At 64.1% G+C, this 22,852-nt stretch carries 22 protein-coding genes and 2 pseudogenes; 4 read left to right on the top strand and 20 right to left on the bottom strand.

The genetic code is table 11. The features are described 5' to 3' along the window. Nucleotides 1–30: 30 nt before the first annotated feature. Together WDM86_16820 and WDM86_16825 are read right to left on the bottom strand one after the other, a co-directional pair. Nucleotides 31–1,170, bottom strand: a pseudogene (locus tag WDM86_16820) (cyclopropane-fatty-acyl-phospholipid synthase family protein). 338 nt (nucleotides 1,171–1,508) lie between these two features. Then, on the bottom strand, nucleotides 1,509–1,751 hold the full coding sequence (locus tag WDM86_16825) for a hypothetical protein (protein ID MEI9991692.1): 243 nt from the start codon (nucleotides 1,749–1,751) through the stop codon (nucleotides 1,509–1,511). Nucleotides 1,752–1,965: 214 nt separating this feature from the next. On the opposite strand from WDM86_16825, the gene WDM86_16830 reads away from it, so the two are divergent. Both WDM86_16830 and WDM86_16835 read left to right on the top strand, forming a co-directional pair. Beyond that, complete coding sequence (locus tag WDM86_16830) at nucleotides 1,966–2,403, top strand: hypothetical protein (protein MEI9991693.1); 438 nt, start codon at nucleotides 1,966–1,968, stop codon at nucleotides 2,401–2,403. Between the two features lie 254 nt (nucleotides 2,404–2,657). Next, a pseudogene (locus WDM86_16835) lies at nucleotides 2,658–3,422 on the top strand (L,D-transpeptidase family protein). Nucleotides 3,423–3,455: 33 nt separating this feature from the next. Here the strand turns inward: WDM86_16835 and WDM86_16840 are convergent. From WDM86_16840 to WDM86_16850, 3 genes are read right to left on the bottom strand one after another with little or no spacing between them, the layout of a single operon-like run. Continuing rightward, nucleotides 3,456–3,872, bottom strand: coding sequence for a DUF1622 domain-containing protein (locus tag WDM86_16840; GenBank protein ID MEI9991694.1), 417 nt, complete (start codon nucleotides 3,870–3,872; stop codon nucleotides 3,456–3,458). Further along, a complete protein-coding gene (locus WDM86_16845) occupies nucleotides 3,869–4,618 on the bottom strand; it encodes an SUMF1/EgtB/PvdO family nonheme iron enzyme (GenBank protein MEI9991695.1) in 750 nt (249 codons plus the stop codon). Before WDM86_16845 ends, WDM86_16840 begins: the two co-directional genes overlap by 4 nt. Beyond that, complete coding sequence (locus tag WDM86_16850; protein MEI9991696.1) at nucleotides 4,591–4,890, bottom strand: SUMF1/EgtB/PvdO family nonheme iron enzyme; 300 nt, start codon at nucleotides 4,888–4,890, stop codon at nucleotides 4,591–4,593. Before WDM86_16850 ends, WDM86_16845 begins: the two co-directional genes overlap by 28 nt. A 388-nt stretch (nucleotides 4,891–5,278) precedes the next feature. Here WDM86_16850 and WDM86_16855 point away from each other — a divergent pair, with 388 nt between their 5' ends. Continuing rightward, entirely contained in the window at nucleotides 5,279–5,497 is a 219-nt protein-coding gene (locus tag WDM86_16855) for a hypothetical protein (GenBank protein ID MEI9991697.1), read from the top strand. A gap of 29 nt (nucleotides 5,498–5,526) precedes the next feature. Here the strand turns inward: WDM86_16855 and WDM86_16860 are convergent, their stop codons facing one another. Both WDM86_16860 and WDM86_16865 read right to left on the bottom strand, forming a co-directional pair. Beyond that, nucleotides 5,527–5,718, bottom strand: coding sequence for a hypothetical protein (locus tag WDM86_16860; GenBank protein MEI9991698.1), 192 nt, complete (start codon nucleotides 5,716–5,718; stop codon nucleotides 5,527–5,529). A gap of 100 nt (nucleotides 5,719–5,818) precedes the next feature. Further along, nucleotides 5,819–7,021: a sulfatase-like hydrolase/transferase gene (locus tag WDM86_16865; protein ID MEI9991699.1), complete on the bottom strand. Its 1,203-nt coding sequence runs from the start codon at nucleotides 7,019–7,021 to the stop codon at nucleotides 5,819–5,821. A gap of 683 nt (nucleotides 7,022–7,704) precedes the next feature. On the opposite strand from WDM86_16865, the gene WDM86_16870 reads away from it, so the two are divergent. Beyond that, entirely contained in the window at nucleotides 7,705–8,307 is a 603-nt protein-coding gene (locus tag WDM86_16870) for a hypothetical protein (GenBank protein ID MEI9991700.1), read from the top strand. 8 nt (nucleotides 8,308–8,315) lie between these two features. On the opposite strand, the gene WDM86_16875 is transcribed toward WDM86_16870, so the two are convergent. The 13 genes from WDM86_16875 to WDM86_16935 form a co-directional block, all read right to left on the bottom strand. Next, entirely contained in the window at nucleotides 8,316–9,302 is a 987-nt protein-coding gene (locus WDM86_16875) for a DUF1254 domain-containing protein (GenBank protein ID MEI9991701.1), read from the bottom strand. Nucleotides 9,303–9,313: 11 nt separating this feature from the next. Continuing rightward, a complete protein-coding gene (locus tag WDM86_16880) occupies nucleotides 9,314–10,762 on the bottom strand; it encodes a DUF1254 domain-containing protein (GenBank protein ID MEI9991702.1) in 1,449 nt (482 codons plus the stop codon). Nucleotides 10,763–10,767: 5 nt separating this feature from the next. Beyond that, a complete protein-coding gene (locus WDM86_16885) occupies nucleotides 10,768–12,171 on the bottom strand; it encodes a DUF1254 domain-containing protein (protein ID MEI9991703.1) in 1,404 nt (467 codons plus the stop codon). A gap of 67 nt (nucleotides 12,172–12,238) precedes the next feature. Further along, nucleotides 12,239–14,755, bottom strand: a complete 2,517-nt coding sequence (locus WDM86_16890) for a hypothetical protein (GenBank protein ID MEI9991704.1) — start codon at nucleotides 14,753–14,755, stop codon at nucleotides 12,239–12,241. 74 nt (nucleotides 14,756–14,829) lie between these two features. Beyond that, nucleotides 14,830–15,813: an HAD family hydrolase gene (locus tag WDM86_16895; protein MEI9991705.1), complete on the bottom strand. Its 984-nt coding sequence runs from the start codon at nucleotides 15,811–15,813 to the stop codon at nucleotides 14,830–14,832. A 147-nt stretch (nucleotides 15,814–15,960) separates the two neighbouring features. Further along, complete coding sequence (locus WDM86_16900) at nucleotides 15,961–16,830, bottom strand: hypothetical protein (protein ID MEI9991706.1); 870 nt, start codon at nucleotides 16,828–16,830, stop codon at nucleotides 15,961–15,963. An 8-nt stretch (nucleotides 16,831–16,838) separates the two neighbouring features. Beyond that, nucleotides 16,839–17,408 carry a DUF202 domain-containing protein gene (locus WDM86_16905; GenBank protein ID MEI9991707.1) on the bottom strand — a complete coding sequence of 190 codons (570 nt, stop codon included), beginning with the start codon at nucleotides 17,406–17,408 and terminating at the stop codon, nucleotides 16,839–16,841. Nucleotides 17,409–17,455: 47 nt separating this feature from the next. Next, on the bottom strand, nucleotides 17,456–17,899 hold the full coding sequence (locus WDM86_16910; protein MEI9991708.1) for a DUF202 domain-containing protein: 444 nt from the start codon (nucleotides 17,897–17,899) through the stop codon (nucleotides 17,456–17,458). Next, complete coding sequence (locus tag WDM86_16915; protein MEI9991709.1) at nucleotides 17,896–19,137, bottom strand: hypothetical protein; 1,242 nt, start codon at nucleotides 19,135–19,137, stop codon at nucleotides 17,896–17,898. The genes WDM86_16910 and WDM86_16915 overlap by 4 nt, the downstream gene beginning before the upstream one ends. A 246-nt stretch (nucleotides 19,138–19,383) precedes the next feature. Beyond that, a complete protein-coding gene (locus WDM86_16920; GenBank protein MEI9991710.1) occupies nucleotides 19,384–19,830 on the bottom strand; it encodes a hypothetical protein in 447 nt (148 codons plus the stop codon). A gap of 70 nt (nucleotides 19,831–19,900) precedes the next feature. After that, the gene (locus WDM86_16925) at nucleotides 19,901–20,827 is read right to left on the bottom strand and encodes a transporter (GenBank protein MEI9991711.1); all 927 of its coding nucleotides are present in this window, start codon (nucleotides 20,825–20,827) and stop codon (nucleotides 19,901–19,903) included. Further along, complete coding sequence (locus WDM86_16930) at nucleotides 20,824–21,621, bottom strand: hypothetical protein (protein MEI9991712.1); 798 nt, start codon at nucleotides 21,619–21,621, stop codon at nucleotides 20,824–20,826. Before WDM86_16930 ends, WDM86_16925 begins: the two co-directional genes overlap by 4 nt. Before the next feature lie 78 nt (nucleotides 21,622–21,699). After that, nucleotides 21,700–22,821 carry a BamA/TamA family outer membrane protein gene (locus WDM86_16935; protein ID MEI9991713.1) on the bottom strand — a complete coding sequence of 374 codons (1,122 nt, stop codon included), beginning with the start codon at nucleotides 22,819–22,821 and terminating at the stop codon, nucleotides 21,700–21,702. Nucleotides 22,822–22,852 lie beyond the last annotated feature (31 nt).

Raw genomic sequence — 22,852 nt, forward strand, 5'->3', positions numbered from 1 at the left:
CTGCTGCCGCAGAGGTAGAATCCCAAAGCTTCATGACGACCTGAACGTCGTGAGTGCAATCAGTTTGGCCAGGACAGCTTCAAGCTCACGTCGATTGCGATAGAAGTTCTCGGTCCATGCGAGCAGCGTCTTGTAGTAGTTGGTCCGGTCGTGTGTGTAGACCTGGACGATCTCCAGCCCTGATCTTTCTATGTACTCCGTGACCTCCGAAAGTTGCGGGATATAGGCTCCCGGAAAAACGTCCTGTCGATCCAACTATTCGTCGACACGTGGCGGCGGCCTTACGATGCAATGGACTAGCGCCAGGCCATCCGCCGTCATCACATCGGTGATCTTCTTGAAGTAGCTGTCGAGCAGGCCTCTTCCGACATGCTCGAGCATGCCGATCGAATACACGCGGTCGAACGGGTGCGAAGGCTGGTAGCCTTCGTAATCGGTGAGCACGAACTGGACACGCGAAGACGAGCTATGCTCCCGCGCATAAGCGACCTGTCGGGGAGAGAGGTTGATTCCAGTGACCCGCGCATCCGACTTGGCGGCGACGCTTTCCGCGAGCTGCCCCCAGCCGCAACCAAGATCGAGCACGCTATGTTCCGACAATATGCCGAGGCGCTCGATGACGAGGTCGATTTTGTGTTCCTGGGCATCGGAAAGGCTCTGGTGTTGGGCATCGAAGAACGCGCAGGTGTATTCGAGCTTGTCGCCGAGGATCAGCTTCATGAAATCCGGTGAGGTGTTGTAGTGCTCCGCAATGTTCCGCTTCACTTTCAACGGGAAGAGTTTGTAGACAATGCCGTCGCGGATGGGATTTGCGTTAAACAGCTGAAACCAGCCATTGAGCGGCGAACGCGGCTGTGTCGTCAGCAGCTCTAGTAACGCGTAGAGCCGTCCCTGGCTCGCAGCACCAGAAGCCTTTCGTGAAGTATGCCGGAAGCCGGTAGTCTGGCTTGATGAGCATCGCGACAAATCGTGAAAGAGTCGGCGCGCGATCGTGCAGACGTAATCTCCGGAACCGACTTCAACGATCTCATCGGCGAACTGAAGGCCAATGCGCCCGCGCGTGATGCTGCTGGCAAATAGCCGCGTGATAAGGCGCTTGGCGCGATCCGAGGGTAGCGATAGGCCTCGCTGACGGCAATTCGTTGACGAGCGGCGACGCCCATAATTCATAGTTATCGATGGTCAAGCCGGTCACCGATTGGTCGGCCACCTGGCCCAGTGCCACGTGGCTGATATGTGTTAGCGGTGTGCAACTCGCCACCGGGCGCTCTCAAGGCGCAGCAAGATTCGAACCTGCGACCAGACCGTTATGAGCGGTCTATCCGGACGGCGAACCGGTACCGCACAGCGGAGCGATGCGTTGAATCGCTTGTGCACGAAAAGCGATGGTTGAAGTCAGACCGAATGGACGCGCTTGATCGAATCGAGTTGGCGGAAAATCCGACCTTCATCTACTTGACGGGGCTCAACGTCCGGATTCTCGGTCCCTACCGCGCGACCGTCACGCATCAACCGCGCTGGCCCCGATGCCGCGCTTTTGCCGCGTCGATTTCCTGCTCGACGTTTTGCACGCGGCCGCTGAGCGCGTTCACGTCCGAATGGGCCTGATCGGCCGTCTGCTGCGCGCGGTCTGCCGATTGCTGCGCCTGATGCGCCGTATCGAGCGCCTGGTCGGCAGTCGCCTGGGCGTGCTTGACGTCGTCGACGCTGGCGCAGCCCGCAAGTCCCAATGTCACGGCGGCTGCAGCCACCAAAATACCTTTGCCCAGTCCCGCGATGCATGGGCCTCACTCCGTTCGTTGTGGGGATCGCTGGTTCCGCGCTCCCATGCGCGATATGTCGATTACCCGGCCGCCGTCATCATTGGACCAAGGTCTAACTGCCTTTTTTCCGGCGGGCACCCTTTCATGCCTGCATGGTTCATCCGATCCTCGGCCGATCAGAGCTTCGCATCGCGGCAAGCGCGTGGCGACGATTTTTTGGCTCTGCAGACCCTGTCCCACCGCCGCCTCTGCCGACGACGATGCGCCTTTCGTCGCTATCGGCGCGCCGGACCAGCAGATGCACTGCGCGACATGCTCGTGCCGCTGGGACGCGCAGCGCCGCAACAAGATCGAGGCCTTCTACGAGGCCAGGGATTTCATGCCCGTCTGGAGCGACACGGCCCGCGCCGAGCGTTTGCGTGCCATCCTGGAACATGCTTTCGAGCAAGGGCTGCGTGCCTCGGACTACGCCGTCCCGGACAACGCGAGCGGTTCCAGGCTGGAGCTGGCGCTGACCGATGCGCTGTTCCGCTATGCGCACGACGTCCGAGAAGGGCGCGCAAAGCCCACGGACGTCTACACCGATGTCCGCCTGCGGCGATTCACTTCGATTTCGCGACGGCCCTCGGCGCCGCGTTGAAGAACGACGCGCTCGATGCATTGCTGGCCGACTTGCCGCCGCCACAGACCGAGTACCGCGCCCTGGTAACGGCACTGGCACGCTATCGCGCGATCAAGGCTCAAGGGGGGTGGCCCATCTTGCCGCTGCGCGGCGAGATCGCCTTGGACGGCAAGGACACGCGATCGAACCTGTTGGCGCAGCGGCTGGCTTTCGAGGATCCAGTTCTGGCCGCCGGGCCCGATCCGTCGCCCGACGACATCAAGGCCGCGCTCGTGCGGTATCAGCGGCGCAACGGCCTGACGGATGACGGCCGTCCCGGCGGCGACACGCTGAAACAGCTCAACGTGCCGGTGGCAGCGCGCATCGAGCAGATCGTCGCGAATATGGAGCGCTGGCGCTGGCTGCCGCGTCGCTTCGAAACTCGCTATATCCGCGTCAACGTACCCGACCAGAGCGTGGATTATGTCCGGGACGGCGATATCGTCCTGCATTCGCGCGTGGTGATCGGCAAGCCGACGAGTCCGACACCGATCCTGCGGACCGAGGTCGTGGCCGTGGTGGCCAATCCGTCCTGGGATATTCCGCGACATCGCGGATAAGCAGGTGCTGCCGCACCTGCGCCGCGATCATGGCTATCTGGCGGAGCGCGGCTTCACGCTGGTGAACGGCCCGCCCGGGGAACCCGGCGGGAGAACACGTCGATTGGCGCAAAGCCACGCAGTTGCCCTAATCAATTGAGACAGCCTCCGGGACCGAATAACGTTCTTGGCGCGCTGATGCTGGATTCTCCGAACGATTTCGACGTCTATATGCACGACACCGCCAACAAGGCGTTGTTCGGCCAGACCCAGCGCGAAGCGAGCAATGGCTGCGTGCGCGTCGAACGGATCGCGACGCTCGCATCGCTCGCGCTGACCGGCGATCCGAGCGACGGGTTGGATCGGATCGGCGACGCGATCTCCGCCGGCGAGACGCGCAGCCTTCCCCTCGATCATCCGCCTGCCGGTCTATATGCTGTATTGGACCGCCATCGCTGACGCGGATGGAACGGCGGGCTTCCGGCCAGACCGCTATGGCCGCGATGCGCGGCTGCTGGCGTGGCTGGCCGCACCGCAGAAGGCTCCGGTCACGAGGACGCCCGCCCAGCCCGGCTCGAATTCGCCGAGGTCCTTCTCCAGGAAGTGGTTGAGGAAGGTGCGGATCAGCGCGATCGCGGCGAGCTGGCCGATGTCGTTCCAGGTCGGCGAGATGACGCTTCGCACGATGTCGGCGGCGAGCGCGAATTGCAGGCCGAGCAGGAGCCAGACACCAAAGCGGACGAACAACTCCTTGCGCCAGCCGGCCGGCGTTCTGCCGCGCAGAACCTGACCCGCAGCGTGCACGAACGCCTCCAACGCACCGTAGGCGATCAGAACCACGGCGATGGTTTCGACGCCGAGTGCGGTATCGGCGGCCAACGATCGCAGGATCTGGTCGGCGGGCGTCAATGTCGGGGATCGCGTACGATGCAGCGGAAGCCGAGGTGACAGGTCGCCGTGTCGATCGGCTGCGCCATGCGCGCGGCGGGGCGATAGCGCTGGCAGTAGTTCAAGGCGCATAGATAAGAGCCGCCCTTCATCACCTTGCGGGGAATCTCGAGGCCCGGCGTCGTGGGATCGAAACTGCGCTCGCGCGCAGTCAGCGCACCCTCGCAACACGAAGGCGCCGCCTTATGGCTGGCGGTGTACCAGTCGACGGTCCACTCCCAGACATTCCGGTCATGTCGAACAATCCGTAACCGTTGGATGGAAGTTTCCGACCGGCGAGGTGCCCTCGTAACCTCCGCATTGCAAATTCTGCCACGGAAATTCGCCATGCCATGTGTTCGCCATGATGTGGCCGTCGGAAGAAACTCGTCGCCCCAGGCGAACTCGGCGCCGTCGAGGCCGCCGCGCGCGGCGAATTCCCACTCGGCTTCGGTCGGCAGGGCTTTGCCCGCCCAGCTTGCGTAGGCTTCCGCATCTTCGAACGCGACATGCACGACGGGATGCTTCGCCTTGGCGTTGAGGCCGGTGCGCGGACCGAAGGGATGGCGCCAATTCGCGCCGGGGACATAGGTCCACCAGTTGAAATGATTGTCGAGGCCGACGCGGCCCGGCGGCTTGCGGAAGACGACCGAGGGACGCCACCAGCAGCTCGGCTTTCGCGCCGGGATAGTTGGCGGGATCAGGCGCACGCTCGGCCAGGGTGACATAGCCCGTCGCTTCGACGAAGCGGGCCAAAATCGAGATTGGTGACGGGATACCGGTCGATCCAGAAGTCGCCAACAGCCGCACGATGCGCGGGACGTTCTTCCGGATAATGCTTGTCCGAGCCCATGAGAAATTCACATCCGGCGAGCCAGACCATGTCCGGACGCGACGGCGGCTGGCCGACCCGGCTCCTGCGTCGGCGCTCGACCTGGTGCTCCAGCGACATTTTCTGCGTTCCGATCTGCGATTTGAATATTTCCGGATGCGACGCCATGGGAAAGCGCCTCCGCCCACCATGATGATTTCGACACGACGATGCCCTTCGACGATGTTGCCGAGGCTAGCGAAAGGTTGCGTCGCGCGCGATTGGACCTAGGTCCAACGCAAAAAGGTGACGGGCCGCGCCGAGGGGGGATCGGCGCGGCCGTCGCGGCGTCGGGAGCGCAAATTGACGCCGTTTTCCGTTGTCGTCGACTCTAGCGGCCCGCGCCGCCGACCGCCTGGCTCATCTTGGCCATCGTGTCGCCCCGGATGCGAGGGCCTTGGCCCGCCGGCGCTTCGCCCCGTTCCGTGAGAGTTCCCGCACTCGTGGCAAACTGTCCCGGGGCGCACCGCGCCGGGCGATGCGATGGTGAATGCGGTGTCAATGCTGGGAGAGCCGCATGTATTTCGACGAAACGCTGCCGGCGGCGGCGGTGAAGGACCGGTCTGCTCCGCCTGTCGGGAGCCGATTGCCAGAGACCAGCGCGTGGTGCGCGTGGCGCTTTGCGAGCGATCCGCAGGGCCACAAGGGACTGAGCGGGTCTTACCATGTCGCATGCAGCAAGCCCTTCGCATCGCTCGCGCATGCACTCGATGCGACGTCCCGCTTCGGATGGTGAGGACTTCCCGCATAGTCAGGTTTTCGGCATCAGGGCTTCGACGATCTGATCCACGGTGAGCTCGCCGCCTTGTGGCGCGGCGGGAAGGCCTTGAAACTCTCCAGCCATTGATGGACGACCGCCTGTGCCGCGTATTGCAGGGGAACGTGCTCGACGAACCAGTCGTTGTATTTGAAGCTCTCCTCGCCGCGCTCGAACGGATCGGAGCGGAGATCGAACATCTTGGGAATGCGCAGCCGCGAGAGCGGTTCGCGCCAGACGTCGAGTCCGTGCTGCGCTGCTCGGCGAACACGATCTTGTACTGATTGACGCGCAATGCCATCAGGTCGCCGTCGTCGCTCCAATAGAAGAAGCCCTTGCGCGGCGATTGCTTTTCCTTGCCGGACAGGAACGGCACCAAATTGTAGCCATCGAGATGGACCTTGAACGTCCTGTCTCCGATCGCATAGCCTTTCCTGACCTTGTCGACGAGATCGGGTTCGCCGGCCGCCGCCGCGAATGTGGGGATGAAATCCTGCAGCGAGGCGATATCGTTGATGACGCGGCCCGGCGCGATAACGCCCGGCCAGCGCATGACACAAGGCGCGCGCCAGCCACCCTCCAATTGGTGTCCTTCTCGCCGCGGAACGGTGTCGCGCCGCCGTCCGGCCAGGACAGCACTTCCGCGCCATTGTCGGTGGTGAACACGACGATGGTGTTGTCCGCGACGCCGAGCTCCTCGAGCTTGTCGAGCAACTCGCCGACATAGCCGTCGAGCTCAACCATGCCATCGGGATAAAGGCCGTGTCCGGTCTTGCCCACCGATTCCTGTTTCAGATGGGTGAACACGTGCATGCGCGTCGTGTTTACATAGCAGAACCAAGGCGCACCGTCCTTGGTCTTGCGCTCCATGAAGTCGAGCGCGGCGCCGACGAATTCCTCGTCCACCGTTTCCATGCGCTTGCGGGTGAGAGCGCCGGTGTTTTCGATCACCTGCCTGCCGACACGGCCGAATTGCGCGTCGACTGTCGCATCGTCCTTGTCGCTGGCCCGGCATTTGAGGACGCCGCGCGGGCCGAATTTCTTGCGGAAGTCGGATCTTTCGGATAGTCGACATATTCCGGCTCCTCCTCGGCATTCAGGGTGGTAGAGATTTCCGAAGAACTCGTCGAAGCCGTGCACCGTGGGCAGATGTTCGTTGCGGTCGCCGAGATGATTCTTGCCGAACTGGCCGTGGCGTAGCCGAAGCCCTTGAGAAACTGTGCGATCGATGGGTCTTCCGCCGAGAGGCCGAGTGTCGCGCCGGGCGTTCCGACCTTGGTGAGGCCGGTGCGGGATCGGCGACTGCCCGGTGATGAAGGCGGCACGGCCGGCGGTGCAGCTCTGCTGCGCGTAAAAGTCGGTGAAGTTCGCACCCTCTTTCGCGATGCGGTCGATGTTGGGCGTGCGATATCCCATGATGCCGTTGTTGTTGCAGCTGATGTTGAACCAGCCGATGTCGTCGGCCATGATAAAGAGGATGTTGGGCTTTTTTGCTGCGGCCATGACGGGCTCCGTGTGGGTTCGCGCGGAAAATATCGAGGCGCTGCCGGGCTATCGATTGGTCTTAAGTCCAACCGGCGCTCAGGGGCACTGATAGAGGACCTGGCCCGTAGCTGTTGACGACCTGGTAGCAATTCGCTCGCGGCGGATAGGAGTAATAGCGGCTGGCCGCGATGGCGGCACCCGTCGCTACGGCCGCGCCGGCCGCCACTGCGGCTCCCGTCGCGGCGCCAGCGTAATACGCACGGCGCGTGGTGCGTCGCGCGACGCCGGCATAGCTGAGGGGTGTCAGCGGCCGCCCGATCACGGCTTGCGCGGGACGACAGAAACGGCCCGGAGACGAAGCCGTCGCTACCGCTAGAGCCGCGAAGCCCAGAGCGAAAGCGAGCGCATAGCGTGGGAATGTTCTGGTCATGGTCCTCACCGTCCACCGATGGAAACGCCTGCGGGAATCTCGTCGATCTGCGAGAGCCTGTCCGGCGGCACCCGCATGGCGCCCCGCGGCGGATCGAACGTGAAGGCCGCGGCATCGAGCGGCACGTCCGTGTGCCAGTCTCGATCTGGATGGTGTATTGCGGCGCCGCCGCCACGGTCTTGCTGGTGATGGACGTAGCCGGGCGCGGAATCGGCTTGTCGCCGACCTGGACCCAGAGCTGCCAGTCGACATCGGCGGTGCGGAACGCGAGATGGTCGCATTCGACACCGGCGACGACGCCGCGGCCGACATGCTTGGCGTCGGTGATGCCATCGGACAGTTCGGCATAGGAGCTCTTCAGGAACAGATCGGCTCCCGGAAGCGCGGCATCGGTCGTGTCGCGGATGTGATCGACCAGATTGTCGAGCGTCCCCGGCGCCGCAATCTGCGTATAGGCATTGAGGTTCTTGCCGAGAACGGAAAGCGTCTTGCCGTCAAAATTGAGCATGACGTCTGCGTAGCCGCCGGTGCGGGTGGTCCTGGCCTTGTCGGGGCGGCTGAGGAGAATCGTTCCGGAACTCGCGAAATCGATCTTCTGCAGATCGGGAGTCACGATCTCGATGTCGCTGTCGTAACGAGCCGAGATCGTGTGCTGCGCGCCGACATAGTCGGTCATCCGCTTGAGGATCGCCATAGCCTCGTCGCCGTTCGGCGTTCCGGCATCGGCCTGGGAGGTAACGAGGGCCGCCGCGAGGATCGCGGCACCCGCGGCTTTCGCCCATCGTGTCGCGCGGCTGTTGTCGAGGGTCATCGCAGTCTCCATCGGGTTCGATCGACTATCCGCCGCGGCGCGCGCGGGCGACATTGGACGTAAGTCCAGTTTCACAGCAGCGGCTGCGCCTCCGGGAAGGTCCATTGCCCCTTCAGGATCTCGCGGCGCGGGCGGTAGAGGCGCACGGTATAGTTCCAGTCGGGTACGATGGGGAGGCAGTTCGCGGTCTTGCCATCAAAGCCGCCGAACTGGACGGTGACCGCGCCGTTCGATCCCTTCTTCACAGTGATGTTGTTCAGCGAATAGACGTTGTGATCGTTCTTCGGGATGTAGCCTTCGGCGTTGTAGACCATGATCGACCAGAAGCCGTCGACCGGAACATCCTTGACGGTGAGGCGATGGACCGTCTTGCCATCGTTGCGCGCCGGCGTGACGTTAGTATAGATCGCATCCTTCTCCGGATTGCCGCCCCAGAGGCCGGCGGCGCCGATGAAGTGGCGCACCGGATCGACCTCGTCGCGCGCGCCGAACATGTGTTTGGAATCCGGCACCGTCGCGCCCAGCACCAAAAGCGCGTCGCGAACCGTTTTCTGGCTCGCGGGGTCCCAGGCGGGCACCTCGAAACGGCCGATGTCGCTCTGCTCGACGCGGATCGCGTCCTGCAGGGCATGGACCTGCTTCAGGTCTTCGGGATCGTCCGGATCGACCAGCGTGCGGAATCCCGCCATGAGATAGCGCGTCCCAATGTCCCGCTTGTTGTAGGTATGGCGCCCGGCGCCGTAGACGACTTCGACGACATATTCGTCCTCGTCGAAGATCTGCATGGACATGAAGCGCTTGCCGGGGTCCGGCAGCGTGATCGTCACGGGGCTGGCGTCGAGATCGACCACGATGCTGGAGTATAGAGTGTCGCGGTTCATCCGCACGACGTCCTGGTCGTCGATCGGCGCGGGCACGCGGCGGTGGAAGAGCTTTCCGAAGCCACCCTGCTTCACCACCGCGCCGAAATAACGGTCCGACTCGGCGCGGACGAAATTATCGGCGGTGACGGGGACGGGTGCGGTCGATACGAAGGACTGTGCGGCGTTGGCGGGCATAGCGATCTCCTTCAGGCGATCTTCGAGATGTCATTGAGCTTCCAGCTCTTGTCGTAGAGCGGCTGGAGCGGGCCGTAGAACCGGAAGATCGGAAACCAGCCCTTGCCGGGCACGGTCTCAATCCAGTTCCTTTCCTGGCCCGGCGGCATGGCCGGCCCGAAATAGACGTCGACCGAGCCGTCGGCATTGATCTTCGGATCGGTGTACTTGCTGACGGAAGGAAATTTCTGGCCGTTCTGAAGCTCGGAGCGGCTGAGCGCGTCGTAAACCAGCACCGACCAGAAATCCTTGGCCGGCACGCCGGGCGGAATGCGAAGGCGATAGCCGACGGCGCCGTCGAGGAAGTCGCCGTCCGCGTCGCGATAGGCCCACAGATAATACGAGCCCAGGCCGATGTTCTTCGCCGCCATGGCCGGCGAGTTGCCCAGGGCCATGTAGTGGATATAGGCGCGGCGGTCGAGCTGGACGATGCCGTCTTTCTCGAAGGTGTAGGGCACGTCACCGACATACTGCCAGTGGCGATCGTCATAATAATAGGTGTCGGCCGCGCGGGAGGCGAAGCTGATGCTCCGCGCCATGGCGCTTGCGGCCCGTGCCGCATCGCCGAGCAGGGCGCGAGCCTTGGTATCGGGTGCGAAGGGTTTGCTCTTCTCGATGCCGATGGCCTGCATGTGGAACCGCTCGAGGGAGGTGAAGAGGTCCGCCGGCTCGGTGGCGACCAGCTCGGCCAGCATCTCGAAGTACGCGACGGTGTCGGGATGGATGGTGTCGATGGCCTTGCCGGAGCCGTTGAAGAACTCCGTGACGGGCGGATGGGAGGCGGCGGCCAGCGGATAGATCCTGGTCTGCTTCATCAGTGCAACGGCCTGGTCGGTCCGGCCGTCCACCTTGAAGCCGCGCATGCCGAAACCGATGACATAGCTCGGCGAGCGCACGACGAAATAGCCATCCGGCACGGCGCCGTCATAGCCGGGCGGCAGGAAGATGAACTTCCCGCCCTTGCCCTTGTCGGGGCCCAGGGGGCCGATGTCGACGAGATAGCGCTGGCGCGCATCCATCGCGAAGCCGAGCATCCTGGGCGGTGCCTCGATCACGACGGGCCCGTCGTCCTTCAGACGCAGGTGACCGATCGCATAGACCGTCTCGGTGTTCGCGGTGAGGAGTATGGTTTGCGCATCCATCAGCGTCTCCCAGATGATCATCTGGTGCGAACGCTTGGCGCCGAAGGCCTCCAGGCCGCGGTGCTCGGCCATGATCGAGACTCCGGGAATCTGCGTGAGATAGACCTCGATGGCCCGGTTGAAGGTGAGCTGGTCGAGCAGCGCGTCGGCCGCTTCGCGCGTCGGATAGCCGTTCCTGAACTCGAAATCGCCGAAGCGGGTCTTGACCGTGTCGGTGCCGATCCAGCCATGCGGGTCGGTGGGTTTGCGGGCACGGGAGAGAGGTGTGGAGGTCGCCATGTCGATCAACTCGCTTTCTCGATGTCGGGAAGGATCCAGGTTTTGTCGAACAGAGGCTTGTCGGGTCCGTAGAAACGGAACAGGACTTCGAAGCGGACGCCGGCAGCGGTCGGAACCCAGTTCGCTTCCTCGCCCGGCGGCGGTCTGGGCCCGAAGAAGACATCGACGGCGCCATCCGGCCTAGTCTTGAGGCCGATGGTCTGCGACGAGCGGCTGGAATGCACCGTGCCGCGGATCAGGGCATGCGTCGCGAAATCGTAGGCCGTCGCCGACCAGTATTGTCGCACCGGCGGATCGGATGGAACGGTCAGGCGATAGCGGCGTGCGCCGTCGAGCGGATCGCCGTCCTTGTCGCGCGTGACGAACAGATAGTACTGGCCGGCGCCGATGTGGCGGATGCTGCTGAACGCGTAGTAGTAGGCTAGGCCACGACCGTCGATGGGATAGACGTCCGTCTTCGCAAAGCCGTCGGCGACGGCCTCGACCAGGACCGGATCGGCGGGCAGGAACCAGCGCGCGCCCGGCGCGTGCGGCGTGAAGCGGGTTTCGTATTGCAGGTCGAACCAGGCCCGCGCCTCTTCGAGCGCGGTTTCGAGAATGTCGGCGGTCGGACCGTCGGGCGTGAACGGCCTACCCTTCTCGATGCCCAGGGTGCGCAGCACGTCGATCATCGCGCGGTCGCGCTCAAGCCAGGGTTCGGCCTGGATCATGCGATGCAGCGACTCGAAGAAGCGCAGGTCGTAGGGAATATTGGCTTCGAACAGCACGTCGATCGCATCGACGTACCGCGTTTCCGGCGGATTCGGTCGCGCGAGCGGATAGAGCCGGATCTGCTTGCCATAGGCGACGGCTTTGGCGATGTCGGCCTCGGTGCCGCCTTTCAGGATCGAGCGCAGCAGGCCGTAGCCCTGATAATTGCCCGACGTCAGGACGATGGCACCGGACGGCACAGGGCCGTCATAGCCCGGCGGCGTGATGACGTAGCGGCCGCCCCTGCCCTTGTCGACGCCCGCGGTACCGACGTCCTCGAGCGCGGCCTGCCAGCAATCCATGACGCTGCCGGTGATCGAGCCTTCGCCGGCCGCCGGCACTTCGAGCACCATCGGACCGTTGCGCGTATCGAAGAGCGGCATGAAATAGATCGCGTCGGGATTGGGTGTCAGCGTCTGGTTTTTCCAGTCGAAGAGACGCGACCAGTAGACGATGCGGTTCGGCCCGCCCTTCGCGTCGCGGACCATCGCCTGGTACATGAGATCGAAGTTCACGACGGGGATGCCCCAGATCACGGCTTGAACGGCGCGGCGCGTCATACTGCGGCGGCCGAGTTCTTCGGCCGACCACTCTCCCAGTTTGAGGAGCGCCGCCTTTGCGGCGCCCGTGCTGCGAGGCTCGACGGAATTGCGGGACATGGCATCGTTCCTTCTTCAATAGAGTCTCGGCAGGCAGATGCACGGGCGCACGCGCGTGGGCGTTGTGCTAGCGGCCGCGAAACCCGTGAAAGCCGCCGCTGCGGCCGCCTCCCGCACGACCGCGAAAGCTGCCCCCGAAACCGCCCTGGCGCCCCCCACCGGTGGCGCGGCCCTGCTCGCGCTCCACCCCGCGATCACGCGCCGCCCGCTCGCGATCGAGCGAGGGATCGGCTTGGCTGGCGCGCGTGAAACGACCGTCGCCGCCGGCCTTTTCCCAGTCGTGGTTGTCGCGGTCGTAGTGATAGACGTTGCCGTCATGGCCGGCGTAGATGTTGCCGTTCACGTCCACGGCGCCGCCGTGGCTGACGTTGCCGGTCGCGCGGTCGTAGTGGACATAGCCCGCGCCGGCCGCGTTGCCGCCCGCGCCGTGCGTCGCGAAGCCGCCCGCCGCGGTGGCGCCGTTGCCTGTGCGCGTTGCACTGCCCGCCTCGCGCATCACGCGGCCGGTGTCGGTGTTGATGACGGTGCGCCTTCCGCCCGCGGCGGCGTTGCCATTATAAATGTTACGGGCCGATCCGCCGGCACCGGCGACGACGCGCCCCGTCTGCGGGTTGTAGCGGATGCCACCAGCGGCGGCCGTGCTTCGGCCGGTATAGATGTTGGTGTTGCGCGCACCATAGCCGTAGCCGCGTCCGCCGGTGACGGGATTGTAGTAGCCGCCGCGCGCGCCGCGTCCGTAATTGCCCGTCCGCGGATTGGCCCAGGCCGCGGCGGTTCCCGCGACGACGCTATTGCCCCAGCGGCCATAGACGTTCGCTGCAATGGCGCCGCCATAGGCCCAGGGATGGTAATAGCCGGGATAATAGCCGCCCCATGGTCCCCACCAGGGATCGAACCATGGGTCGTACCAGCCATAGCCGAAGGCGATGGCCCAGCCGACGGCGGCGCCATAGGCGAAGGCCGCACCATAGCCATAGGTGGCGGGGCATCCGTACCAGACATTCCCCACCCACGAATTGCAGGCATAGCCGGTGCCGTAGACGACGACGCCGTTCGACACGACCGTTCCGTAATAGCCCGGCGTGTAGCCGACATAGATCGCATTGCCGTTCGCGCCATAGACGCGTGCATAGGTGACGTAATGCACGGGAGATGCGGCGGGAATCGTGTAGATCGCGGCGGGGATGCGGGTTGCCGCGCCCCACGGGCCGTTGACGCCTTCGGAGATGAACCACACGCCGTTGGACAACGCATAGTAGCTGGCGCCGGGCACCTGGATGATCGGCACCGAGGCGTTCAGGGCATAGGACATCGTCGTGCCCGCGATCGCCTGATATTTCGGCGGACCGTCATAGTGCGACTGGAACGACACCTTGGTCCGGTCAACCGTCGCGGTCTGCGGGATTGAATTGGCGATCACGGCCTCGCGCGCTTCGGGCGTTCCGGCCACGGAGGCGAGAACGGCACTCTTGGGACTGTTGGACGGGATCTTCGCGAAATCCGCCGGCAGCGCGTTCGGCGCTACGTAACGCCATGGTCCCTTCGAGGACGGACCGGCGAACCAGCGCCCGGATACGAGCACGTACCAGGAGCGGTCGGGCGCGACGAAGACATCGGCCGGCGTGTTGCTGACATAGGTGAGCGCCGTGCCCGCGAGCTGCGCGAATTGGGGCTGGCCCTCGAGCTGGATCAGCTCGGCTGGACGGGTGCGGACATAGACGACGGGAAACTTTCCCGCCCTGAACAGCGACGCGATGTCGGCGGGGACGTCCTTCGCTGCAGGCGCCTGATTGGTGGCGACGGCCCTCTGCATCACTTGCACGAGTGGAAGCGGCGCACCGGCGATGCTCGTCCAGGCACCATCGAGCGCTGCCGCGCTCGCCCAATGGGCGCCGTAGCCGAAATAGATCCTGTTTTGATAACGCAACAGCAACGCGCGGGTGTTGATGACGCGCTCGACCCCGGCGATGCTGGCCGGCTTCCAGACAGGCGGTCCGTCGATCGGCACCAGCACGGACGGTTCGAAGGCGAAGAGGATTTCGGGCGGCGTGTTGTCCACCGCGACCGAATCGACCTTGGCGGAGGTGGCAAACGCCAGCGCCGCTTCCATCTGGTCGAGGCCGACGACGAGATCGGTCGTCGGCGCAACCTGCCGCAGGAGGCCGAGATAGCGCGTCTCCTGGTCCTTCTTCGTTGGGAAATTCACGCGGTCGAAGCCGATGTCGGTCAGCGTGACCTCGCGCGCGTCGCGGTCTGTCTCGGTGCGGGCGTGCAGCCAGACGACACCGAAGGTCTGCTGATCGACGGGTTTGCCGTCGGCGCCTCTCGCGGTGCCGGTCTTCACCGTCATGACCGCGCGGGCTTTCAGCAAATTGTCGGTCCAGGATTCGAGCTGCGGGCGGTAGAGTGCGAAAGCCGTCCCGCCGACGCTGTAGTGGCGCGGCCATGGGCGCGCATCGATGGTCGGAGGCGCACCGGCAGGGATCACCGCCGGCGGCGATCCTTGCGGCGCTTTCGCATCGGCAGGCCGCACGACACAAATCGTCAGGAGGCCGGCGATCGCCACGCACATCAGCTTGCTCATCCTATGGCCTCCCAGATGTGGGCCGAAACTAGGCAGTGATGCGCAGCCGCTCGATTGGACCTAGGTCCAATCGCCTATCGCGCCGCAGTCGGCGGGAAGACGACGCGCCAGTCGCGCCGCATGTCGACGACGGTCCAGCCGCGCGCCAGCGCTTCGTCGAGCGCCTTGTCGAGCCGGCCGATTTTGGACGTACGGTCATAGGCGAACTCGCGCACGGCATCGGTGTGATGCACGAGGCCCGCAAACCGCGGCCCCGGGCCGCCCATCGTCCATTCGAGCATCTCCCGATCGCCATCGGAATTACCGAAGGCGAAGACCGGACGGCGACCGATGATCCGATAGATCGCCGACGGCTTGGCCGGTCCGTCATCTATGAAGTCGATCCGGGGCTGGCGGACCAGCGCGGGCGTGCCGTCCGCGTCCAATACGTATTGGGTGGCGAATGTCGTGCCGATCACTTGTTCGGGCGGAATGCCATAGACCGTCTGCGCGAAGGCGCGCATGAAGTCGACCGTGCCGCCGGAGACGATGAACGTCTTGAAGCGACTGGCGCGCAGATAGACGAGCAGATCGAGCATCGGCTGGTAGACGAGATCGGTATAGGGGCGCCGGAGAGTCGGATGACGCGCCGATGCCAGCCAATTCGTGACCGCGGCCGCAAATTGGCCGGTGGTCATGCCGGTGTGCGTGGCCATGACGAGCGCGGCAAGCCCTTTCTCGCCGGAAGCAGCCACCCGCTTCAAATCGCCGTCGAGAACGGCCTTGAACGGCTGTTCGGTCTTCCACTCCGGATGCTGCGGCGCCAGCACCTTTATGCGGTCGATAGCAAACTGCAATTGGAAATAGGCCGGTTGCTCGGCCCAGAGCGTTCCGTCGTTGTCGAACACCGCGACACGATCGTCGGGCGCGATGAACCCGGGGCCGCCGGGCGTGACCGCCGCCGCCACGAAGCTCTCGATGCGGGTTTTCGTCGCTCCGTCGTTCCAGGATGCAAGCGGGTCCGCCTGCGCAGTGCCAGCCGCGAAGAGGAGTACCAAGACGACGAGGCGCGCGATCATCCAATGCCCATCAGTGCGACGCAGATTCCACAGACGAACAGAATGCCGAACAGCTCATAGTTCAAATGCTGCCGCGCCATAGCGTGCCTCCCATCTTCCATGGCGACATTTGCGCTGCGCCGCCCGGCGCGGAATTGGACCAAGGGCCTACTCCGCCGCTGCGTGGACACCGCGATCATGGTGCTTGCGCCACAGCGTGTAGGGGATCGCTCCAAGGATGCTGACGATCAGATAGAGGAACACCGATGCCGCAGCGAGCTTGGTGTCCGCGAAGTTGGCGGCGACGATGGCAATCGCGACGCCGGGATGGCGTGATGCGGTTGCAAAGGCCAGCACCGTCTGCTCGTCAGGCTCGGGACCACCGAGCATATGTCCTACAAGAAGCGCGACGACGACGAAGGCGAGAAAGGCGAATACCGTTCCGCTGCCGATCAGCGAAGCGATGAGCGGCCATAGCCCCACCAGCCCGATCAGGCTGATGACGACAAGCAGCACCGCGGCAGTCGTCCCGATCGGCCGGGCGACAGCGTCAGCGACTCTCGGCCAGGTTTGCCGGATCGACACGCCGGCGGCGAGCGGCGCGAGAACCGAAATCGCAACCGAGAGCGCGATCTTGATCACATCGGTGTGCGTCTCCACGCCGAACACGGCGCCGAATAGCGATACGATGACCGGCGCCAGAACGATCGACAGCAAAGCGGCGATGGCGAGGAGGCTGATGAGATAGGACTCCGATCCGCCCATCTTGAGGACGCGGCCCGGCAGGAAAGGGGGCACTGGAGAAACCGACAGCGCCACCAGCGTCACCTTGACGACGACCGGCAACGGAAAGATGGCGACCAGGGCCATGACGAACAGCGGCATCACCAGGTTCATAGCGACAAGCGAGCGCACGAGCTTTTCGGGACGGCGCAGGAGAAAGACAGTTTCCTCCGGTCGTGCATCGAGACCGACGGCGAATACGGTGAGGACGATGCTGAACTTGAGCACGAGCACAAGGATGATCACGATCGACATAGCATCTCCTACGAGAACGGACCGACGCGGAAGGTCAGGCTTGCGATGGCTGCGATCCCGAGCAGGAGCAACAGCACCGCGACGAGCAGCGTGAAGGAATAGGGAAAGTGGCTCTGCGCGTGGACGAGGTCCGTCGCTTTCATAGCGATGCGCTCGCGGCGCAGGCCGATCATGAACTGCACGTGATAGGCGATGCCGACAGCGACCATCGCGACGCCCAGCCAGACCAGCGCCATGCCGAAATTGCGCGCCGCATTGCTGCCGCCGCCAATTACGTTCTTTTCCGCCAGATGCTCGAAGAACTGATAGATCGTGAAACCGAAACTGATCAGGGACAGCGACGTCCGGATCACGCCCATCAGCGTGCGCTCGGCGCCCATGCGGGTACGCTGAAACGACATGCCGGTGCGCCGGCTCGACATCTCCGAGCGCTGCCGAGACAGTGTCGTGCGCTGCTCCGACAATGCGGTGCGATGGGTCGAGAGCTTGGTGCGGTGTCGCGAATATTCCACCGAGGCGCGATCAGGATCGGCGCCGTCGATCTGCGGCAGCGGCGGCAGGCCGGGGTTGGCCGCCATGTCCGCGGTCAAGATATCGTCGACGGAACTTCCCTGGGACATCGTGCTCACAACCGGAAAAAGACGGAACCGAAGGCGAAAACGCCGATCGCCATGATCACCAGCGCGCCGATGAAGACCGGGGTCTGGTGTGGCTTCTCGTCCAGGCCGGCAAGCGGCCGGAATCGGCCGCGCCACAGATAGGCGAGCGTGCGGCGGTACTGCCATGCTGCGATCGCCAGCGACACAACGCCTGCTGCGATCAGCGCCAGTCCGAAGTCGCGCGGCGCCTGCGGATGGAGCATGGGGGCGCCCTTGTCGGCATCCTCCAGGTGCTGGAAGAACTGGACGATGGTGAAGCCGAAGCCGATCAGCGATACCGAGGTGCGCATCCAGGCCATGAACGTCCGCTCCACGGCGAGCCGCGTACGGATCCACGCGAAGTGATTGCCGACACTCGGCTCAACCATGAAGCGATCGTCCGCGACCCTTGCATCCATCGCGGCGCTCATAGGAACAGCGATGTCAGCTTGCGGAAGAGAACTTCCGGCGACACCGACATCAATACGGCTGGCAAAAAGGGGAGCAGCGCGCCACAGGCCAGCAGAATCAGACTGACCCAGGCGACGGGCACGATGTTCATCGCATAGGCATTCGCGGTCACCGAGTAGAGATCGGTGGTCGCCGAGAAATCCTGGACCGACAGGGCTTCGGCGTCAGCATCCTCGCGCCGGCGGAACCATTTCCGCTCCATCAGGCCGCCGACGCTGCGTGCCAGCGCGCCGTACTCGAAAATCCCGCGCCGGCGCGCATCCAGCAGCTTGAGGCTGAAGACCAGCAAGGGGCCAGCGAGCAGCCCGATCATCAGCACCGCGAAGCCGACGATGATGGCACGGTAGGCCATCAAGGGTGCCGCATCATGGACGATATGGTTCATGATCGTTCCCGCTACGATCACACCGCTAGAGAAGGCGAGAACCGAAAACGCCTGTGTGGAGAGGCCGATGAATTTGAGGCCGCCCGCGCCGTCGGGATGCGCCGCGATGATCTTCAGGTCCAGTCGCGACATCAGCCAGAGAAAGCGCGTCCATAGCAGGAGACGCCAAAGCCATCCCAGGAGCAGCATGATCAAGACCGGCACGCTGATCAGCGCGTTCCACCAGCCGGCCAGCGAATAGGATTCCGAGTGGGGCAACCGGTGCCAGGCCTGGTAGGCCTGTTGCGGCACCGCCCAATTTATCGCGACGACCAGACCGATTGCGACCGCCACAAGCCCGAATTCCAGCCGCATCGAATCGCGCAACGCCCGCGTGGAGCTGAGTGCCTGGCGGTAGCGCGGCAGGTCGGCGTCGCGGATCAGACCGCCATCCTGGAAGTGCCGGGCGATTCCGCTCAGGCGCGGAAAGCAGACGCCCTCAATCAGCACCAGCAACGGCGCCGCGATCAGCGAGCGCGCATACATGCCGTAGTCGGCTACAAAGGACGTGAAGCTGCGGTCGTGCAGGACTGCGCCCTGGATCAGCGTGATCAGGAACGGTGCGGCCCAGCCCAGCAAGACCGCGAGCAAAGCGCGGCCGCGGATGTTCGGACGGCCGGGCGCGAGCAAGCCGATGCGCATCTGCAGACCGATCGGTGGGCCGCCGTCGAACAGATCGCGGTCGTCGCGATCCGATGCTGCGGGCGAGACATGGAAAGCCGCAAAAGGCCGCTCTTCCCCGGCGCGCTCAGCGGATCGCGCGCGTGGGAGCATGGTGGTTCGATCGAAAGCGGAACGCCAACGGACTCGCGTGGGGGGAGGCTGAGTCGTTCACGAAAGGACTTGTCACATCTTGGGTGTGCAACATGTAAATCTCCTTTCCGAACGAGTGCGAATCCGTTGGCATTGCCGTTTGCACGGAGCTTGTGGCTTCGGGGCTGGGGTGAGCCTTCAAGGTTCGCCATGCCGGGACAGTAGGCATTCGCGACGCCCCGCGCTCAATTGGACCAAGGTCCAACTTCAGCGCGATGCGGAGTGCTTGAACGTGATGTCGACGACGTCGGCGCCGAGCGATAGGCCAATGCCCTTGCTGGAGCCCTTGAGCTCCAATACCACGCCATCGCCGTTCTTGAGCCAGAGCTTGCCCCTGCCCGTATCGCCGGCCGCGTAACCCGTGCGCAGCAGGCTGTAGGCGCCGGAGAACGACGCGCGATCGGGGAGATTGTAGACGCGGCCGGACGCCTTCAGCCGCGTCACGCCGATGCCGCCGACGCCCAATCCGCCGATGGAGAAGGGATAGTCGTGTCCGCGATAATGCAGTACGCCGCCGCCGCCATTGGCGCTGAGCAGGAAGCCGACGCGCGTCTGGTCGATCTCCAGCGTGCCGGAGGGAACGAGGTTGGCGGCAGCCGCGGGCGTAACGGCGAGGAACATCGCAAGGGCCAGTTTCGGGAGAATGGAGCGCATGGCACTATCCTTCAAAAAGGACGCGACCGCCGTGGAGGGAAGGCATGCGGCTGCGCCAGGGTGAGTTTCATCAAAGTCCGACCGTCACAGACGCGCCGACCATGTCGCCCTCGAATGTGTTGTGCGCGTCGAAGTCATGCTCCCACTTCACACCCAAGCTGAGTGGCGTATGGCCGATTTCGGTGCTGTAGCTGACCGATGGTCCGATACCGAGGCTCTGCGCCTTGTTCGGGCCGAGCTGCGCGCCGGCGCCGCGATCGGCGCCGACCTGCTGCACGACATTGCCCACGACGCCCGCTTCCCAGCCCTTGCCGAAGTGCAGGCCGACACCCCAATCGAGATGCGCGATGTCGCCGGATGCGTATTGCGTGGCGCCGTTGGTCGTCATCGTTACATAGGTGAACGCGGCGGATGCCTCCCAGCCGCTCTTCGGATCGAAATAGGTGATGGCGAATTGCGGCATGAAGGCCCAGATGTTCTTGCCGACGCTGAGCTCGCTCGAATTATAGGCCCCTGTCGGAACGTAGACGTAGAACGCCGTGCTCCAATGGAAATTGCCATCGTGCCAGCCGATGAGCGCGGGAATGATGAGCGAATCGGCAAAGCCATCCGTGCTCAACGAAACCGCTTTGCTGCCGAGCGGCGTCGCGATGGTGGCATCGAGTCCGGCCCAGGCATAGTCGACGGCCGCACCGACGGCGTAAGTTCCTCCCAAGGGATGCCAGTCGGTGACGTAGGTGGCCTCGAGCAGGTCGACGTTGAGCGTCACGGAGACGTCGAGCTCGACCTTGCCGCCCCGCACGTCCGCGCCGGCCGATCCGTTGTAGTAGTAATAGATATCGCCGAGGTAGAGGCCCTGCTGCGGCGGAACATAGCCGGACATAAAGCCCGCCAGACCTTTCGGATAGGGGCTGAGTCCGGCCTCCACGGCGCGCGCCGGCGATGCCGCGGTGGCCGCCGCGAGTGCCGCGGCCAAGATCGCGAATTTGCGCATCATGCCGGCCCTCGATTCGGAAACAGGAAGACGACGTTGAAGCGCAGGCCCCAGCGCGGGCCGTCTTCGACGGTCGCGGGATACCAGCGCGCGCCGAGCTGGAAGCTCGTCGCCTGGCTCCCGAGCTTGAAGATGTGGCTCACGGACAGATTGAGCGGGACGCTCCACTGGTCGCCGATCCAGTCATAGCTGGCTTCGGAGTTGAGGGAGACGCCGGTCGTATCGGGCCACGTATAGCCCAAGAAGGGCTGCACCAGCGTGTCGCTAACATTGGGCCGCTTGGCCTCGCCGGCATAGGACCAGATATGGTTGGCCAGGATGCCGTAGGTCCAACCGTTTTGCTGTTTGACCAGAACAGCCGTCGGGCCGGCGCCCCACTCGCGGCTGCCGACCGCCGGATCGGTCGCGAGCGGCCAGAGGAAGACCGGACCCACACCCCACACGAAACCGCCCGGAGCGGGGTTGGGCGAGAAGAAGAAACTTTGCGTGACGTCGCCCAATCCGACATGCGATCCGAGGCCGGGTGCGGTTTCTTCCTGGTCGATCACCGGCAGAATGGTACGGACGATGACATTCCAATTCGCGTTGAGCTTGATCGGGATGACCGGCTGGATGTTCAGAACCAGGCGGTCCGCGTCTTTCGGGCCATAACAGCAATCGTAGTTGAACTGGAACGGCAGGCTGATCAGGTTCGAGACCGGATTCGACAGCTTCTCCGCGAGCTTGCTCGGATCGTCCTCGGCAAGAGCCGGTCCCCCGAGCAGGGCAAGCAAGGCGATAAGCAAGACGAAGCGCATGCGGTCTCCCGCCCGGTTTCGCCCACCAGTTGGGAACGTGACGGCCAATGTCTCAATTGGACCAAGGTCCAAGCGCGCTCAGAATGCCTCGCCGACCTGGATGTACCAGGAGGATTCGCCATTGCGATTGACGGCTCCGTCAATGCCGATATTCACGCCGTAGTCGCGCGAGGCGAGGAAGCGGATGCCGCCGCCGGCGCTGTAGAGCGCCTGGTTGAACGAGTCGACGGAATGCCCGACGGCGCCCGCGCCGGCAAAGGCGACGAAGCCGATGCGCCAGAAGGCATGCCAGCGCAGCTCCGCCTGGCCCGCCAGCATGGCACGATCCTGGAAGCGGCCGACGGCATAGCCGCGCAGATCGTTGTTCGCGCCGAACATGCAGAGATCGAAGATCGGTACTTGCCCGGTCGCATCGCAGAACGAGACCCGCGATGCCAGGACGAGAGCATCGTCCAGCGAGTCGTAGCGATTGTAGGAGGCGGTCGTCTTGAAATAGCTCGAATTGGTTAGGAACTGGCGGCCGTTGGCGGAGAACTCCGCCTCGATCAGCTGCCCCGCCTTCGGTCCGAAGCTGCGATCCCGCGAGTCGTAGGTGAGATCGGCTGCTAGCGTGTAGACCTTGTTCTGGAGCTTGGGCACCGGAACCATATCGCCCAGCAGGCTGCCGGCCAGCGCCGGATTGTCGAACGTGGTGAGCAGATTGAGATAGCGCAAGCTTCCGCCGAGATAGAGATCCGGCGCGACACGTCCCTGGAACTCGCCCTTGACCATGCTGCCGCTCTGGTCGAGATGCACCGCCCGGCCCGTCGCGGACGAACCGGTCCCGAAGAAGTCGTAGTTGATGTCGGCGTAACCCAGCAGAGCCTTGGCAAGATAGCGGTCGGCGTCGAAGTCGAGCTGGGCCATCGCGCCGCCGCCCCAGCTTCCATTGCTCGTGTAAAAGCCGCCCAGTCCAACGGTCGATGGCTTCGACACTTCGTCCATCTTGAAGAACATCGCGCCGACGAGCGCGCCGCCGGAGCCGGTGGTCGGGTTGGACAGCGGCATCGGAACGACCAGAAAGCTCGCGCTGTCGAAAACGTTGAACGCCTTGGCCTTGTCGATGTCGCCGATGTCGAGCGTTTCAGGCTGATTGCCGCCCGAAATCTGGCTGGCGACCGCAGCCGGACAGCCAAAGAAAAGGGCGGCGCAGAAGCTCATTGTCAGAGCGCGCCACGTTTTCCAGCCCCGC

This window comes from Rhizomicrobium sp., from assembly GCA_037200045.1.
GTDB lineage: Bacteria > Pseudomonadota > Alphaproteobacteria > Micropepsales > Micropepsaceae > Rhizomicrobium.

Bases quoted from the DNA above. Each gene is read 5' to 3' on its own strand.
- WDM86_16845 (MEI9991695.1), bottom strand. From the start codon at position 4,618: ATGTCACCCTGGCCGAGCGTGCGCCTGATCCCGCCAACTATCCCGGCG.
- WDM86_16850 (MEI9991696.1), bottom strand. From the start codon at position 4,890: ATGGCGTCGCATCCGGAAATATTCAAATCGCAGATCGGAACGCAGAAA.
- WDM86_16855 (MEI9991697.1), top strand. From the start codon at position 5,279: ATGTATTTCGACGAAACGCTGCCGGCGGCGGCGGTGAAGGACCGGTCT.
- WDM86_16860 (MEI9991698.1), bottom strand. From the start codon at position 5,718: ATGTTCGATCTCCGCTCCGATCCGTTCGAGCGCGGCGAGGAGAGCTTC.
- WDM86_16865 (MEI9991699.1), bottom strand. From the start codon at position 7,021: ATGGCCGCAGCAAAAAAGCCCAACATCCTCTTTATCATGGCCGACGAC.
- WDM86_16870 (MEI9991700.1), top strand. From the start codon at position 7,705: ATGGTCGCATTCGACACCGGCGACGACGCCGCGGCCGACATGCTTGGC.
- WDM86_16875 (MEI9991701.1), bottom strand. From the start codon at position 9,302: ATGCCCGCCAACGCCGCACAGTCCTTCGTATCGACCGCACCCGTCCCC.
- WDM86_16880 (MEI9991702.1), bottom strand. From the start codon at position 10,762: ATGGCGACCTCCACACCTCTCTCCCGTGCCCGCAAACCCACCGACCCG.
- WDM86_16885 (MEI9991703.1), bottom strand. From the start codon at position 12,171: ATGTCCCGCAATTCCGTCGAGCCTCGCAGCACGGGCGCCGCAAAGGCG.
- WDM86_16890 (MEI9991704.1), bottom strand. From the start codon at position 14,755: ATGAGCAAGCTGATGTGCGTGGCGATCGCCGGCCTCCTGACGATTTGT.
- WDM86_16895 (MEI9991705.1), bottom strand. From the start codon at position 15,813: ATGATCGCGCGCCTCGTCGTCTTGGTACTCCTCTTCGCGGCTGGCACT.
- WDM86_16900 (MEI9991706.1), bottom strand. From the start codon at position 16,830: ATGTCGATCGTGATCATCCTTGTGCTCGTGCTCAAGTTCAGCATCGTC.
- WDM86_16905 (MEI9991707.1), bottom strand. From the start codon at position 17,408: ATGGCGGCCAACCCCGGCCTGCCGCCGCTGCCGCAGATCGACGGCGCC.
- WDM86_16910 (MEI9991708.1), bottom strand. From the start codon at position 17,899: ATGAGCGCCGCGATGGATGCAAGGGTCGCGGACGATCGCTTCATGGTT.
- WDM86_16915 (MEI9991709.1), bottom strand. From the start codon at position 19,137: ATGCTCCCACGCGCGCGATCCGCTGAGCGCGCCGGGGAAGAGCGGCCT.
- WDM86_16920 (MEI9991710.1), bottom strand. From the start codon at position 19,830: ATGCGCTCCATTCTCCCGAAACTGGCCCTTGCGATGTTCCTCGCCGTT.
- WDM86_16925 (MEI9991711.1), bottom strand. From the start codon at position 20,827: ATGATGCGCAAATTCGCGATCTTGGCCGCGGCACTCGCGGCGGCCACC.
- WDM86_16930 (MEI9991712.1), bottom strand. From the start codon at position 21,621: ATGCGCTTCGTCTTGCTTATCGCCTTGCTTGCCCTGCTCGGGGGACCG.
- WDM86_16935 (MEI9991713.1), bottom strand. From the start codon at position 22,821: ATGAGCTTCTGCGCCGCCCTTTTCTTTGGCTGTCCGGCTGCGGTCGCC.